Raw genomic sequence first — 15,370 nt, 5'->3', positions numbered from 1 at the left:
GGCCGAAGGGGTGAAACTGGGGACATGCCCGAGCTGCCCGAGGTCGAAGCACTGGCCCACCACCTGCGTGAGAACGCGGTCGGTCGGACGATCTTCCGCATCGATGTCGCATCGCTGAGCGTGCTGAAGACGGCGACCCCGCCGTGGACCGAGATGCACGGCCGGGAGATCACCGGCGCGACCCGGTACGGCAAGCACCTCGACGTCGTGGCGGGCGACCTGCACCTCGTCGTCCACCTGGCCCGCGCGGGCTGGCTGCGCTGGTCCGACGGCCTCGCCGCGGCGCCGCTGAAGCCGGGCAAGGGCCCGATCTCGCTGCGCGTGCACCTCGAATCCGCGACCGGGCCGGGGTTCGACCTCACCGAGGCGGGCACGAAGAAGGGCCTCGCGGTGTGGATCGTGAAGGACCCGCAGGAGATCGCGAGCGTGGCGCGCCTCGGCCCGGACGCGCTGACCCTGGACGCGACGCAGCTGCGTGCGCTGTTCGCCGGCAAGAACACCCGCTTGAAGTGGGCGCTCACCGACCAGTCGCTCATCGCCGGGATCGGCAACGCCTACTCCGACGAGATCATGCACCGCGCGAAGCTCTCGCCGTACGCGACGATCGGCAAGCTCGACGACGGCGCGCTGGAAACCCTCGCCGAGGCGATCGTCGAGATCGAGTCCGACGCCGTCGCGCGCTCGGTCGGCCAGAAGGCCGCGCGGCTGAAGGGCGAGAAGCGCTCGGGCCTGCGCGTCCACGCACGCACCGGCCTGCCGTGCCCGGTCTGCGGCGACACGATCCGCGAGATCTCCTTCGCCGACAAGTCGTTCCAGTACTGCCCGACCTGCCAGACCGGCGGCAAGCCACTGGCCGACCGCCGGATGTCGCGCCTGCTCAAGTAGCAGATTCGCCCGTTCGGCCGCAGGTGCTGCGCCGCGCGTCGCCCGCCGCGGGCCCTGCGGCGGCGAAACCCCGTCCTTCCTGCGGCTTTCGCCGGAAGGGGTGGAACAGGCGACGCCGTCCGCGTGTTGCGGACAGTGACCGCGAGGGTCCGGTTCCGACTCTCGGTAGGGTCCCCTCGACTCTCGGTCATCACAGTTGGACAGAAAGTGGGAACAGGCCTTGCACCCGGTTGGTCGAGCGCAGAGCATGGACGCCGTGTCCGGGTTTCCGCTTGCGCAGATCATCCCGTGGGGTGTCGCGGTACTGCTCCTCGTCGTGGTGATCGTGCTGCTCTTGAAACAGCGGAAGCCGGCCAGCCTGAAGGAAGAGGCCATGCTGGAGGCCGTCCACCGGATGTCGAAGGCCGCGCCGAACCTGCGGTCCGGGCTGGACGAGGACGCCGCCGACAAGATCACCACCCAGCTGCTGCAGATGCTCGACTGCGTCGCCGTCGGCATCACCGACAGCGAGGGCACGCTGCTGTCGTGGGACGGCGAGGCGAACGAGCACTACGTCGACCTCGTCGAAGCCATCGGCGCGGCCATCCGCAAGCACCGCCGCGAGGTCGTCGCGCACGACCGGATGCCCTGCAACCACCGCGGCACCTGCCGGATGAAGACCGCGGTCATCGTGCCGCTGCTGGTGGAAGGCGAGACCGAGGCGGCGCTGATCGTCGTCGGCCGCACCCGCGGGCGCCTGGTGCAGATGGCCGACGCGGTCGCGCAGTTCGTCTGCACGCAGTTCGAGCTGTCGCGGCTCGACGAGTCGAAGCAGCAGCTCCAGCAGGCCGAGATCAAGGCGCTGCGCGCGCAGATCTCGCCGCACTTCGTCTACAACGCGCTCAACACGATCTCCGCGTTGATCCGCACGGACCCCGAAGAGGCGCGAGAGCTGCTTCAGGACTTCGCGGACTTCACGCGCTACTCGTTCCGGTCGTCGGGCATGTTCACCTCGCTCGCCGAGGAGCTGCGCAACATCGACCGCTACCTGACCATCGAGAACGCCCGCTTCGGCGGCCGCCTCGAGGTGCGGATGAAGATCGCGCCCGAGGTGCTCAGCGTCGTCGTGCCGTTCCTGATCATCCAGCCGCTGGTGGAGAACGCGGTCAAGCACGGCCTGGCCAGCAAGCCCAGCGGCGGCTGCGTCACGGTGATCGCGCAGGACCACGGCACCGAGGCGCTGATCAGCGTCGAGGACGACGGCATCGGCATGGACCCGCGGCGGCTCAACGACGTCAAGAACGCGCACAGCACCGGCGCGCACGTCGGGCTCGGCAACATCAGCCAGCGCATGCAGCAGGTGTTCGGCAACGACTACGCGGTGATGGTCGAGACCGCGCCCGGCGCCGGCATGAAGGTGACGCTGCGGGTGCCGAAGTTCGTCCCCGGCGTCCGCCCGAACATGCCGGACTACAGCTCCGAAGACGCCGACGTCCCGTCGCAGAGCGGGCCGGCCCAGCTCAACGGCGCCGACGTCAGCGGGGTCAACGGCTCGCGCTCCGGCATCCTCCCCATGGGCTGAGTCCCGGCTAGCCTGGCTTCATGAGCGTTACGGACAAACTGGCTTCGCGGATCCCGGTGCTCGCCGACCGGGTCGACCGCAAGGACGTCGTGGCCGTGGTGAAGCTGCACGGCGTGATCACGCCGTCGCCGTCCCCGCTGGCCAGGGGCGCGATCAATCTGAGCGCCGTCGAGTCGGCCCTGACCAGGGCGTTCGGCCACGAGCGGCTGAAGGCGGTCGCACTGCTGGTGAACTCGCCGGGCGGCGCCCCGACGCAGTCCGGGCTGGTCGCCGAGCGCATCCGGCAGCTGGCCGACGAGAAGAAGGTCCCGGTCTTGGCGTTCTGCGAAGACGTCGCCGCGTCCGGCGGCTATTGGCTGGCCTGCGCGGCCGACGAGATCTACGCCCACCGCACGTCCATGGTCGGCTCGATCGGCGTGATCAGCGGCGGCTTCGGCTTCACCGGGCTGCTGGAACGCTTCGGCATCGAGCGCCGCCTGCACACCGCGGGCGCGAACAAGTCGCGCCTCGACCCGTTCTCGCCGGAGAAGCCGGAAGACGTCGAGTGGCTGAAGAAGATGCACACCCAGCTCCACGACCTGTTCGTGAGCTGGGTCAAGGAACGCCGCGGCAACCGCCTGACCGACGCGGAGGACCTTTTCACCGGCGACGTCTGGCTCGGCGCGAAGGCACAGGAACTCGGCCTGGTCGACGGCCTCGGCAGCCTCCGCCAGATCATCACCGAGCGCTACCCGAACGCCGAGATCTCGGTGGCCGAGCCCAAGCGCCCCCTCCTGGCCCGCCTCGGCGTAGGCGCACCGGCAGCGGCTTCGGCCGTGCTCGACGCGGTCACGCAGAAGGCAGCGTGGTCCCGCTTCGGCCTCTGACGAGTGACTTGCCTGGCCCGCCTGCCGCGGGACGTCGCGGCGGCGGCGCTTGTGGACGAATTCCCGTGGGTGGATGTCCTGCCCGAGATTGAGCGGGCGCAGTTCGTCCACGACTTCGCTCGCGCGTTTCAGGCTTCCGCGGAGCTGGGACAGTGGTCGGTCCTCGCCCAGACGATCGTGGAGTGGCGCAGTACTGCGGCCATTCACGCCGATCCGGCACTCGCTGGCAGCCTCACCGGGCCCGTCGATGAGGACTTCGGTCCCGTCCCGGGTCCCGCGGACGTCTGACCGATGCCCGCAAACGTGGCGACCGGGTCGCGCCGCCCCATCGCTCCGGAGAACCCGGCGCGCCAGCACAAACTGAAGGGCGCTTTCGCCACGCGTGAAGAGCAGGCGGGTGGTTCTCGCGAGCACGGGGCACCCGAAGGGAACCGAGTAGTGAAACCCGGTGTCCGCTTTGAGCACTTCCGGGCAGACTTTGTGACCTCTATCACTCTTGTCGCGTAACGCCTCTGGATCCGCGATGGGGCGTCGGGTCTCCTTGTCGACGGGCTTTGTTGCGATCGGCAACAAATCCGGACGACAAGGAGGTCGTACCCGATGCCCCACTCCCGAAGACTCGCCATCGGTGCCCTGCTCGGCGCCGCGCTCATCGCCGTCCCGCTGACCCTCCCCGCGGCCGCGTCGATCCCGCCGCCCGAGTCGGGCTGGACCACCGTCTTCGCCGACGACTTCACCGGCGGGGCGAACACCCTGCCGTCGAGCGCGAACTGGATCATCGACACCGGCCACGCCTACCCCGGCGGCCCCGGCAACTGGGGCACCGGCGAAATCCAGAACTACACGGCGAGCACCGGCAACCTCTCGCAGGACGGCGCCGGCAACCTCCGCATCACGCCGTTGCGCGACGGCTCGGGCAACTGGACGTCGGCGCGGATCGAAACCCAGCGGACGAACTTCAAGCCGCCGTCGGGCGGGGTCATGCGGATCGAGAGCCGGATCCAGATGCCCAACGTCACCGGGGCTGCCGCGCTCGGGTACTGGCCCGCGTTCTGGGCGCTCGGCGGCCCCTACCGCGGCAACTACTGGAACTGGCCCGCCGTCGGCGAGTTCGACATCATGGAAAACGTCAACGGGATCAACTCCGTCTGGGGCGTGCTGCACTGCGGCGTCAACCCCGGCGGCCCGTGCAACGAGACCACCGGCATCGTCGCCAACCGCGCCTGCCCCGGCAGCAGCTGCCAGTCGGCCTTCCACACCTACCGCTTCGAATGGGACGCGAGCACCAGCCCGCAGGTGTTCCGCTGGTTCGTCGACGGCCAGCAGTTCCACTCCGTGAGCCAGAACCAGGTCGACGCCACGACCTGGGCGAACATGACCACCCACCAGGGCTACTTCGTGTTGCTGAACGTCGCCATCGGCGGCGCGTTCCCGAACAACAACTCCGGCACCACCACGCCGGGGCCGGGGATCGTGCCCGGGCACCCGATGGTCGTCGACTACGTCACCGTCACCACGCGCGGCGGAACCGGTGGCGGAACCACGACCCCGCCCACCACGACAACGCCGCCCGGGAACGGCGGCAGCGCCTACAGCACCATCCAGGCCGAGTCGTACAGCCAGCAGAACGGCCTCGCGAAGCAGACGACCACCGACACCGGCGGCGGCCAGAACATCGGGCCCGCGGGCAACGGCGACTGGGCCCTCTACCCGAACGTCGACTTCGGGAGCAGCGCGGCGACCAACTTCCAGGCGCGGGTGGCGTCCGGTGCCGCGAACGGTGTCAGCGGATTGGTCGAAGTCCGGCTGGACAGCTTGTCCAACGCACCCATCGGCAGCTTCGCTGTCGCCAACACCGGTGGCTGGCAGAGCTGGCGGACGGTTCCCGCGAACATCAGCGCGGTCACCGGGGTGCACAACGTGTACGTGACGTTCACGAGCGGCCAGCCCGCCGACTTCGTGAACCTCAACTGGTTCACGTTCGTGCATTGAGACAGGGACCCGCGGGCGGCGGGGCCGCCCGCGGGTCGGCCCACTTCAGGCAGACGGGGGCTGGACATTGCACTCGGCAATGGGCAGGATGCGTTTCACTGTGAGTGCTCACGATGACACCCGGAAACTCGTGGTCCTGGCTGTGGACGACGAGCCGAACGGTCTTGACGAACTCGTCCACTGCCTGCGCAACAGCCCGCACGTCGCGAAGGTGTTCCCGGCGATCGACGCCTCCGAGGCGCTCCGGTTGCTGTCCACCGACGACCCGCGGTTGCGCGAGCGCAAGGACCGCGGCCTGCCGATCGTCGACGCCGTCTTCGCGGACATCGACATGCCCGGCCTGTCCGGCATGGAGATGTCCCGCGTGTTCGCCGCGCTCCGGCCGTCGCCCGCGCTGGTCTTCGTCACCGGGCACGCCGAAGAAGCGGTCAACGCCTTCGACCTCGGCGCGCTCGACTACGTGCTCAAGCCCTACCAGCAGGATCGCCTCGACCGCGCGATCACCCGCGTGATCGACAAGCTGGCCTCCGCCGCCGCGCCCCCGCCCGGTGCGCTGGGTGGCGAGCCGGTGAAGAACGACGACGAGGTCATCCCGGTCGAACTGGCCGGCACCACCAAGCTCATCCCGCGCTCGTCGGTCCGCTGGGTCGAAGCGCAGGGCGACTACGCGCGGCTGTTCACCACCGAAGGCAGCCACCTCGTCCGCATCCCGCTCGCGCAGCTCGAGGAACGCTGGGAGAAGGCCGGTTTCGTCCGGATCCACCGGTCGTTCCTGGTCGCGTTGCCGCTGATCACCGAGCTGCGCATGGGCCAGGGCGGCTACCAGGTCGTGATCGGCAACGAGGAGAAGGTGCTGCCGGTGAGCCGGCGGCACACCCGCGCGCTGAAGGACCGGCTGGTCGGTTCGGGCCGGAACGGCTGACCCGGGCCCGGTCATGACCGACGACTTCTACGAGCGCCGCGCGAACGGCGTCCGCGAACCCGATCCGACGCTCGGCAGGCGCGCCCGGCAGCGGCCGTTGCCGCAACCCACCGAGCGGGCCGTCGTCGAATCGCTGCCGCCCGCGCCGGAGCCGGAGAAACAGCCGAAGCCGGAGCACCACGCGAGGCCCAAGCGGGAGCGGGTGATCCTCGCCGACCCGCGGCGCGTCGGCGGCACCCTGCGCGCCCGCGTCGAGCTGGAGGAGCAGACCAGCTGGGGGAAGCTGCTCGTCCGCGACCACCTGGTGAAGGTGCAGCTGCGGACGGCGGTGCTGCTCGCGCTGCTGGTCGTCGCCGTGTTCGGCTCGTTGCCGATCCTGTTCTACCTGGTTCCCGGGTTCTCCCGGGCGAGCCTGGGCGGCATCCCGGTGGCCTGGCTGATCCTCGGCGTGCTGCCGTTCCCGTTCTTGTTCGGCATCGGGATCTGGTACAACCGGCTGGCCGAACGCAACGAACGCGCGTTCGTGGACATGATCGAGAATTAGTTCCGCACCGAGTCGTGCGAGGATTCCCCCGTGCAGCTGAACCCGTGGGCCTTGACCGGCATCGTGCTGGTCGCCGTGGTGACGTTCTTCATCGGTCACCGCTCCGCGCGTTCCGCCACGAGCACGCACGACTTCCTGGTCGCGCGCCGCACCGTGCGGTCCCGCCGCAACGCCGCCGCGATCTCCGGTGAATACCTTTCGGCGGCGTCGTTCCTCGGCATCGCCGGGATCGTGCTCAAGGACGGCGCCGACGCGCTGTGGTTCCCGATCGGCTTCACCGCGGGCTACCTCGCCCTGATGCTCTTCGTCGCGGCGCCGCTACGGCGCTCCGGCGCGTACACGCTGCCGGACTTCGTCGAAATGCGGCTCGGCTCGAAGGGCCTGCGCCGGTTCTCGACGGCGTTCGTCGTGTTCATCGGGATCCTCTACATGGTCCCGCAGCTGCAGGGCGCCGGCCTCACGCTGGCGACGATCCTGCCGGTGCCGGTCTGGACGGGCGCGATCGCGGTGATGGTCGTGGTGGCGTTCAACGTGATCGCCGGCGGCATGCGCGCGATCACCGTCGTCCAGGCCTTCCAGTACTGGCTCAAGCTGTTCGCCATCGCGGTGCCCGCGTTCGTGCTGTGCATGGTCTTCTTCGCCGGCGGCGGGCCGGACGGCTTCCGCCCGCTCGGCGCGGCCGCGCCGCCGGTGTTCACCAGCGACACCACGGTGGACGTGCAGACCGACGTCACGCTGCACGTCACTTCGGACACCTTCCTCTACGCCTACGGCCGCACCGACAACGGCCCGGCCGCCGGGCCGACGCACTGGACCCCGCTGGCCCCGCACACGGTCGCCGAAGGCACGACGCTGAAGTTCATGGCCGGCACGCCGGTGCCGGTGGTCAGCGACTCGGTCGCGGAGAACGCGAACTGGCTGCACCCGGGGTCGGGCAGCCTCACCGACCTGCTCCAGACGTACTCGCTGATGTTCGCGACGTTCCTCGGCACGATGGGCCTGCCGCACGTGCTGGTCCGCTTCTACACCAACCCCGACGGCAAGGCCGCGCGCCGCACCACCGTGCACGTCCTGCTGCTGCTGGGCCTGTTCTACCTGTTCCCGACGCTGCTGGGCGCGCTGTCCCGGATGTACGTCCCGGAGCTGCTCGTCACCGGCAAGACGGACGCGGCGATCCTGCGGCTGCCCTCGGCGATCCTGCCGGGCGTCGGCGGGCAGATCCTCGGCGCGGTCACCGCGGCCGGTGCGTTCGCCGCGTTCCTCTCCAGCACGTCCGGGCTGCTGGTGAGCGTCGCCGGGGTGGTGTCGACCGACCTGCTGCCCGGCCGGGTGCGCGACTTCCGCGTGGCGACCGGGCTGGTCGCGCTGTTCCCGATCGCGCTGGCGGTCGCGCTGCGGCCGGAGGACATCTCGCTGTCGATCGGGTTGACGTTCGCGCTCGCCGCGTCGACGTTCAGCCCGCTGCTGGTGCTGGGCATCTGGTGGCGCAAGCTGTCGTGGCCCGGTGCGCTGGCCGGGATGTTCGTCGGCGGCGGCCTGGTGCTCACGGCGCTGATCATCAACGTCGTGAGCGGCTACACCGGCGGCTGGGCGCCGTGGTTCGTCAACCAGCCGGCGCTGATCACGGTCCCGGCCGCGTTCGTGACGACGTACTTCGCCAGCCGCGCGACCGGTTACGGCCGCCCGGAACACGTCCACGACATCATGCTGCGGCTGCACGCGCCCGATCCGCTCGGCTTCATGCGGGACAGGGCGGTTGCGCGATTCGGACAAGCCGAAGAAAAGACGCGAATCGCCGGCCGGGGACGGCACCGCAAGTAAAGCGCTGACAGCGAGTAAGAAAGTAATACCCGATCGAGGGATTACGAACTACACGATCGCCCCATACGTTCCGTTGGTTTCTACCGATACCAAAAACGGGAAAGTGGGGATTCGCCGTGAGCAGCACCGAACAAGACGTCGGGGGCGCGGAGCCGCAGACGGACTGGGAGAAGATCCAGGGCAGTCCCGAATTCACGGACCTGCGCCGCCGGCTGCGGGTGTTCGTGTTCCCGATGACCGCGTTGTTCCTGGTCTGGTACCTGCTGTACGTGCTCCTCGCGGACTACGCGCACGGCTTCATGAGCACCAAGCTGTTCGGGAACATCACCGTCGGCCTGGTCTTCGGGCTCTTGCAGTTCGTCTCGACGTTCGTCATCACGGGCCTGTACGTGCGCTACGCCAACCGGAAGCTCGACCCGGTCGCCGACGGGATCCGCGCCGAAATCGAAGGGGAACCGCGCCGATGAACCTCGCGGCGGGCGTGGAGGGTTCCAACTCCACCCTCAACATCATCATCTTCCTGGTCTTCGTCGCGATCACGCTGGTGATCGTGTTCCGGGCCAGCCGGAACTCCAAGACGGCGTCGGACTACTACGCCGCCGGCCGCGCGTTCACCGGCCCGCAGAACGGCATCGCGATTTCCGGCGACTACCTTTCGGCGGCGTCGTTCCTCGGTATCGCGGGCGCGATCGCGATCAACGGTTACGACGGCTTCCTCTATTCGATCGGCTTCCTGGTGGCGTGGCTCGTCGCGCTGCTGCTGGTCGCGGAACTGCTGCGCAACACCGGCAAGTTCACGATGGGCGACGTGCTGGCGTTCCGCATGAAGCAGACGCCGGTGCGCGCGGCGGCCGCCGTTTCGACGCTGGCGGTTTCGTTCTTCTACCTACTGGCGCAGATGGCCGGGGCCGGTGGTCTGGTCAACCTGCTGCTCGGCATTTCCGGCGAGGCGGGGCAGGACCTCGTGATCGCCGTCGTCGGCGTGATCATGATCCTCTACGTGCTGATCGGCGGGATGAAGGGCACCACCTGGGTGCAGATCATCAAGGCGGCGCTGCTGATCGTCGGTGCCTTCGCGATGACGCTGTGGGTGCTCGGCAAGTACGGCTTCAACCTGTCCGACCTGTTCCAGGCCGCCGTCGACAAGGGCGGCAAGGGCGGTGCGGCGCTGCTCGACCCGGGCAAGCAGTACGGCAAGACGGGCACGACCAAGCTCGACTTCCTGTCGCTCGGCATCGCGCTGGTCCTGGGTACGGCCGGGCTGCCGCACGTCCTGATGCGCTTCTACACGGTGCCGACCGCTCGCGACGCGCGTCGTTCGGTGGTCTGGGCGATCGTGCTGATCGGCGTGTTCTACCTGTTCACGCTGGTGCTCGGCTACGGTGCGGGCGCGATCGTCGGGCCGGACAAGATCTCGAAGGCACCCGGCACGACGAACTCGGCGGCGCCGCTGCTGGCCCTCGAACTGGGCGGCCCGGTGCTGCTCGGGTTCATCTCCGCGGTCGCGTTCGCGACCATCCTCGCGGTGGTCGCCGGCCTGACGATCACGGCGTCGGCGTCCTTCGCGCACGACGTCTACGCCAACGTGATCAAGAAGGGCCAGGTCTCCACCGGCGGCGAGGTTCGCGTCGCGCGGATCACGGCGCTGGTGATCGGCGCGCTGGCCATCGCGGGCGGCATCCTCGCGAAGAGCCAGAACGTGGCGTTCCTCGTGGCGCTCGCGTTCGCGGTGGCGGCGTCGGCGAACCTGCCGACCATCCTGTATTCGCTGTTCTGGAAGCGGTTCAACACCCAGGGCGCGCTGTGGTCGATCTACGGCGGCCTGCTCGTCACGATCGTGCTGATCGTCTTCTCGCCGGCGGTGTCGGGCAAGCCGATCGACCCGAAGACGGGCAAGAGCACGTCGATGATCCAGGGCGTCGACTTCCACTGGTTCCCGCTCGACAACCCGGGCCTGGTTTCGATCCCGGCCGCGTTCCTGCTCGGCTGGCTGGGGACGGTCCTGTCGAAGGAGCGGAACCCGAAGAAGTACGCGGAGATGGAGGTGCGCGCGCTGACCGGCGCGGGCGCCGAGAAGGCCGTTACGCACTGACGCTCGGCGGGGGCGTTGACCTCACGCGCGGACAACGCCCCCGCATGGCAGCATGGAGATCGTGGTGAGCCCTGCTGAACTGCCGACCGCCGAGGTCCGCGACCTGCCCAAGGACGGCCTCGTGCTGCTCGACGTCCGCGAAGACGACGAGTGGGCCGCGGGGCACGCGCCCGGCGCCGTGCACATCCCGATGGGGGAGCTGCCCGCCCGCGTCGGCGAACTGACCGACCTGCCCGACGACCAGCCGATCCACGTGATCTGCCGCAGCGGCGGCCGGTCCGCCCGCGCGGCCGCGTGGCTCAACCAGAGCGGCTGGGACGCGGTGAACGTCGCCGGCGGCATGGGCGCGTGGCAGCGCGAAGGCCGGCCGATGGTCGGCGAGCACCCCGGCATCGACCCCGAAGTGATCTAGCGTTGCAGCCGGGTCCGCCTCCGCCACCTGGGTACTGGCCGCGCCAGGCCCCGCCGCCGACCGCCCAGCAGCTGCAGGGCCGGACGCTGGCTGCCCAGCCGGAGCCGTACCCGTACCACCGCCGCCCGGCCCACCGGCCGAAGCTGCGCTGGGTGGCCACCCCGCCGCCCGGCGCGTGGCCGCGACGCCGCGTGGTGGTGCCCGAGCGGTACCTCGGCCCGCCGTCGTACCCGGTCCCGCCCCGCTGGGGCTTCCCGAACCTGGTCTGGCGCCGTCCGACGTCGGTGCCCGGCACGGCGTCCGACGAGATCCGCCCGATCGACCGCGTGCCGGTGCTCAGCCGCAGCCTGATCGCCGTCCTGTTCGGGTTCGCCGCGCTCGCCGTGGTCGCCGCCGGCGCCGAGATCTGGCGGTACGTGCTGCTCATGCAGGGCCGCGATGCCGCGCTGTCCCGCTCGGTGGTGGCCTTCTCCGACGGCTTCGTGCTGACCGCGGGCCTGCTGGCCTCGATCCTCGCGCTGCTGCCCGCCGGCCTGTCGCTGTGGTGGCTGCTGGTCGCGCGCCAGGCGGCGGCCGACGTCTCGGGCGACGACCCGCCGCGCCCGGTGTGGCAGGTGCTGGTCGGCGTCCTGGTGCCGGTGGCGAACCTGCCGATGGCGCTGTCGGTCGTCGGCGAGCTGGAGCACGCGGTGCTGAGCCGCCCGCGTGACGTCCGCCCGAAGCCGTCGCGCCAGGTCGTGGTGTGGTGGGGCGCCTGGATCCTGAACTGGGTGCTGCTCGGCGTGTCGATCGTCTGGCGCTTCCGCGACGACGTGCAGTCGATGGCCGACAGCGTCGTGCTGGTCGCGCTGACCGACCTGGCCGCGGCGGCGCTCGCCGTGCTGACCGCGCTGGTCGTCCGGCGCTTCTCGGCCCTGCTGGCACCGTTGGACGCGCGGGCCGTGCGCTCGATGCGCGTGCTGAAGGTGGCCGGCGCGCCGGAGCCCGAGCTGCGCACCGCGCGGCCGTCCGGCGCCGCTCGCTAGTACCGGCCGAGCGCCGGTTCGAGCTGGTCGAAGGCCCGTTCCGCGACCGGCCACAGGTCGTCGGCGATCGCTTTCTCCTGCGCGAGCGTCCGGTCGAAGACCTCCTGGAAGAGCACCCGCAGCACGGTGGCGAGGTGGGCGGCGGCGAGGATCGGCTCCAGCCCCTGCTCGGGGTGGCGCCGGATCAGCAGGTCGGTGAGCGTGACCTCGCGCTCGCGATGCATCTCGTGCAGGGCGTTCGTCAGGATCGGGCTCTCGTTGATCATCCGCACGAAGCCGGGGCCGGAGAAGCCCACCAGCGCGTGCTCGGCGCCCAGCATTTCGAAGTAGAGCTCGCGCGTGTCCTGGAAGACGCTGTCGCGGATCAGGGCGGCCGGCCAGGACGTGAAGTCCTCGCGGATGTCGAAGACCAGGTCTTCCTTGCGCGGGAAGTGGTTCGTGACGGTCATCTTGGCGACGCGCGCCTCGGCGGCGATGTCGGCGATCGTCACGTCCTCGAAGCCGTTGCGGATGAACAGCCTGGTGGCCACGTCCGAGATGGTTTTCCTGGTCTCGTGCTTCTTCTGGGCCCGGAGTCCCTCGCTCATGCCCGTCACTCTACTGGGTCGAACCCAAGATTGTGCTTGACCCAGTGAGTGGGTCGAACCTAATCTGAGGTTCGACCTAATCGATGGGGGTGGGTGCATGACGACGGCAGCGGTCCGTCCGGACGCGGCGCTGTGGCGGCTCGGCGGGGTCCTGATCATGGGCGCGGTGCTGTCGATCCTCGACGCGACGATCGTGACCGTCGGGATCGACTCGATCGCCCGCGACCTGGACAGCCCGCTGACCACGGTGCAGTGGGTGGCGAGCGCGTACCTGCTGGCGGCGTCGGTGGCGATCCCGCTGTCGGGCTGGCTGACCGACCGCTTCGGCGGCCGCGCGGTGTGGCTGACCGCGGTCGCGCTCTTCACGGCGGGCACGCTGCTGTGCGGCTTCGCCTGGTCGGCGCCGGCGTTGATCGCGTTCCGCGTGCTCCACGGCCTGGGCGGCGGGCTGATGCAGCCGGTCGGCCAGGCGGTGTTCGCGCAGGCCGCGGGCCCGGCGCTGGGCCGGATGATCGGCGTGATCACCCTGCCGGCGACGGTGGCCCCGGTACTGGGCCCGATGCTCGGCGGGGCGCTGGTGGCGGACTTCGGCTGGCGCTGGATGTTCTTCGGCGTCGTCCCGCTCGGCGTGGCGACGTTCCTGTTCGCCCGCCGCCTGCTGCCCGCCCCGGAGCCCGGCGGCGTCCGCGCACCGCTCGACGTCGTCGGCATCGCACTGCTGTCGCCAGGGCTCGGCGCGCTGGTCTACGGCTTGTCCGAGGGCGTCGTCGTGGCCGCGGTGGCGGGCGTGGCGCTGCTGCTGGCGTACGGCGTCCACGCGTCGCGGACGTCGTCGCCGGTGCTGGACCTGACGCTGTTCCGGAACCGCGGGTTCGCGGTGGCGAGCGCGAGCACGTTCCTGCTCGGGGCTTCGCTGTACAGCTCGATGCTGCTCCTCCCGCTGTACTACCAGCAGGTCGAGCAGGCGAGCGCGTTGCGCGCCGGCCTGCTGCTGGCACCCCAGGCACTGGGCTCCGCGGCCGTGCTGCTGGCGGGCGGGCGCCTCCTGGCCCGCTTCGGCCCCCGCCGGATGATGCTGGCCGGCCTCGGGCTGTCGGTACTGGGCACGGTGGCCTTCACCCAGCTCGGCTCCGAGCCGAGCGGTCTCCTCCTGACGGCGTCACTCCTGATCCGCGGCGCGGGACTCGGTGCGGCGACGACACCCGGCATGACAACGCTGTACGGCTCGCTGGAGCGGTCCCGCATCCCGCGCGCGGCCAGCGCGTTCAACGTGGTCAACCGCATCGGCGGCTCCCTCGGCACGGCCTTGCTGGCCGCGGTCCTGCACCACGAGCTGACCGCGTCGGCGCCCCCGGCGGCGTTCGGCACGACGTTCACGTGGGCGCTGGGGCTGTCGGTCCTGACCCTGCTCCCCGCCGCCTTCTTCCCGCAGAGGAGTCTCCGATGAACCTTCGCCTCCTGACCGTCCACGCCCACCCCGACGACGAATCCAGCAAGGGCGCGGCCACCCTGGCCCGCTACGCCGCCGAAGGCGTCGACGTCCTGGTAGCCACCTGCACCGGCGGCGAGCGCGGCGACATCCTGAACCCGGCGGTCGACACGGAGGAGAACCGCACGAACCTCCCGGCGATCCGCCGTCGCGAAATGGCGGCCGCCGCGGAGATCCTGGGTGTCCGCCACCGCTTCCTGGGCTTCACCGACTCCGGCCTCCCCACCGACGGCGAGCCGTTGCCTCCAGACTGCTTCGCGGCCCTCCCGCTGGCCGCGGCCGCGGCCCCGCTGGTCGCGCTGATCCGCGAGTTCAAGCCCCACGTACTGATCACGTACGACGAAACGGGCGGTTACCCCCACCCGGACCACATCCGCACCCACGAGGCGACGCTGGAAGCCTTCTCAGCGGCGGCCGACCCCGCCCGCTACCCAGGCACCGGCGACCCGTGGCAACCCCAAAAGCTGTACTACCAGGCAACGTTGAGCCGAGCGTGGTTCCTCGCCCTCCACGAGGCCACCCTGGCCGCCGGCCTCGAGTCCCCGATGACCGAGGTCCTGGCGGAACTCCCGCCCGAGGACACCCTCAAGGTGACGACGCGCATCCGCTGCGACTCCCACTTCGCCACCCGCGACAAGGCCCTCTTGTCCCACACCACCCAGGTCGACCCGGCCCACCCGTTCTTCGCCCACTCACGCGAGATCGAGCGAGCGGCGTGGCCATACGAGGACTACCACCTGGCCCACCCGACCCCATGCCCCGAACTGGAGGACGACTTGTTCGCCGGAGTCACACCGTGATCGCCCCAACCCACCGCGAGCCGCCAGCCCACACCCGCTCCCGGGCTGGCCCGCCCAACTCACCGCTGGCCGCCAGCCCGCACGCGCTCCCGGGTCGGCTCGCCCAACCCACCGCGGCCGCCAGCGCACACGCGCTCCCGGGTCGGCTCGCCCAACTCACCGCTGGCCGCCAGCCCGCACGCGCTCCCGGGTCGGCTCGCCCAACTCACCGCGGGCCGCCAGCCCACACCCGCTCCCGGGCCGGCCCGCCTAACCCACCGCCGGCCCGCACCCGCGCCTCCCGGGCCCGCCCGTCGCGACCCGGTGCCGGCCGCACACCCGCACGGGCCCTCCGGCCCGCCCGGCTCCCCTCGGCCGGCCGGGCACAGGCCCGC

The 15,370-nt window shown here is 70.5% G+C and carries 15 protein-coding genes; 14 read left to right on the top strand and 1 reads right to left on the bottom strand.

The genetic code is table 11. The features are described 5' to 3' along the window. The first annotated feature begins 24 nt into the window (after window positions 1-24). The 12 genes from SD460_RS05445 to SD460_RS05390 all read left to right on the top strand — a co-directional run bounded on the left by SD460_RS05445 (window position 25) and on the right by SD460_RS05390 (window position 12,120). Window positions 25-885, top strand: coding sequence for an Fpg/Nei family DNA glycosylase (locus SD460_RS05445; protein WP_318305968.1), 861 nt, complete (start codon window positions 25-27; stop codon window positions 883-885). Between the two features lie 247 nt (window positions 886-1,132). Continuing rightward, complete coding sequence (locus SD460_RS05440; protein WP_290051467.1) at window positions 1,133-2,446, top strand: histidine kinase; 1,314 nt, start codon at window positions 1,133-1,135, stop codon at window positions 2,444-2,446. A gap of 20 nt (window positions 2,447-2,466) precedes the next feature. Further along, a complete protein-coding gene (locus SD460_RS05435; RefSeq protein WP_290051470.1) occupies window positions 2,467-3,312 on the top strand; it encodes a S49 family peptidase in 846 nt (281 codons plus the stop codon). A gap of 3 nt (window positions 3,313-3,315) precedes the next feature. Further along, window positions 3,316-3,600 (top strand): hypothetical protein, encoded by a 285-nt coding sequence (locus SD460_RS05430; RefSeq protein ID WP_290051472.1) that lies wholly within the window; start codon window positions 3,316-3,318, stop codon window positions 3,598-3,600. A 312-nt stretch (window positions 3,601-3,912) separates the two neighbouring features. Continuing rightward, window positions 3,913-5,304 (top strand): carbohydrate-binding protein, encoded by a 1,392-nt coding sequence (locus SD460_RS05425; protein WP_290051473.1) that lies wholly within the window; start codon window positions 3,913-3,915, stop codon window positions 5,302-5,304. Between the two features lie 88 nt (window positions 5,305-5,392). Continuing rightward, entirely contained in the window at window positions 5,393-6,226 is an 834-nt protein-coding gene (locus SD460_RS05420; RefSeq protein WP_163046789.1) for a LytR/AlgR family response regulator transcription factor, read from the top strand. 13 nt (window positions 6,227-6,239) lie between these two features. Further along, on the top strand, window positions 6,240-6,770 hold the full coding sequence (locus tag SD460_RS05415; RefSeq protein WP_290051476.1) for a hypothetical protein: 531 nt from the start codon (window positions 6,240-6,242) through the stop codon (window positions 6,768-6,770). A 30-nt stretch (window positions 6,771-6,800) separates the two neighbouring features. Beyond that, window positions 6,801-8,591, top strand: coding sequence for a sodium/solute symporter (locus tag SD460_RS05410; protein WP_290051477.1), 1,791 nt, complete (start codon window positions 6,801-6,803; stop codon window positions 8,589-8,591). 116 nt (window positions 8,592-8,707) lie between these two features. Continuing rightward, on the top strand, window positions 8,708-9,058 hold the full coding sequence (locus SD460_RS05405; RefSeq protein WP_290051479.1) for a DUF485 domain-containing protein: 351 nt from the start codon (window positions 8,708-8,710) through the stop codon (window positions 9,056-9,058). Further along, window positions 9,055-10,683 carry a monocarboxylic acid transporter gene (locus SD460_RS05400; RefSeq protein WP_318305967.1) on the top strand — a complete coding sequence of 543 codons (1,629 nt, stop codon included), beginning with the start codon at window positions 9,055-9,057 and terminating at the stop codon, window positions 10,681-10,683. The genes SD460_RS05405 and SD460_RS05400 overlap by 4 nt, the downstream gene beginning before the upstream one ends. A gap of 52 nt (window positions 10,684-10,735) precedes the next feature. Next, on the top strand, window positions 10,736-11,095 hold the full coding sequence (locus SD460_RS05395; protein WP_086858109.1) for a rhodanese-like domain-containing protein: 360 nt from the start codon (window positions 10,736-10,738) through the stop codon (window positions 11,093-11,095). Window positions 11,096-11,097: 2 nt separating this feature from the next. Further along, complete coding sequence (locus SD460_RS05390) at window positions 11,098-12,120, top strand: DUF4328 domain-containing protein (RefSeq protein WP_290051483.1); 1,023 nt, start codon at window positions 11,098-11,100, stop codon at window positions 12,118-12,120. Here SD460_RS05390 and SD460_RS05385 read toward each other — a convergent pair. Next, the gene (locus SD460_RS05385) at window positions 12,117-12,707 is read right to left on the bottom strand and encodes a TetR/AcrR family transcriptional regulator (protein ID WP_290051486.1); all 591 of its coding nucleotides are present in this window, start codon (window positions 12,705-12,707) and stop codon (window positions 12,117-12,119) included. The two genes, SD460_RS05390 and SD460_RS05385, sit on opposite strands and share 4 nt — an antisense overlap. A 97-nt stretch (window positions 12,708-12,804) precedes the next feature. Between SD460_RS05385 and SD460_RS05380 the strand changes: the two genes are divergently transcribed. Together SD460_RS05380 and mca are read left to right on the top strand one after the other, a co-directional pair. Further along, window positions 12,805-14,154 carry an MDR family MFS transporter gene (locus SD460_RS05380; protein WP_290051488.1) on the top strand — a complete coding sequence of 450 codons (1,350 nt, stop codon included), beginning with the start codon at window positions 12,805-12,807 and terminating at the stop codon, window positions 14,152-14,154. Then, a complete protein-coding gene (mca, locus tag SD460_RS05375) occupies window positions 14,151-14,996 on the top strand; it encodes a mycothiol conjugate amidase Mca (protein ID WP_290051491.1) in 846 nt (281 codons plus the stop codon). The genes SD460_RS05380 and mca overlap by 4 nt, the downstream gene beginning before the upstream one ends. The last annotated feature ends 374 nt before the right edge of the window (window positions 14,997-15,370 follow it).

Origin of the sequence: Amycolatopsis solani (assembly GCF_033441515.1) — a bacterium.
In the GTDB taxonomy this organism is placed as follows: Bacteria; Actinomycetota; Actinomycetes; order Mycobacteriales; family Pseudonocardiaceae; genus Amycolatopsis; species Amycolatopsis solani.
The sequence above is the reverse complement of the archived record's forward strand: the minus strand, read 5'-3'. Positions and strand labels throughout refer to the sequence as shown.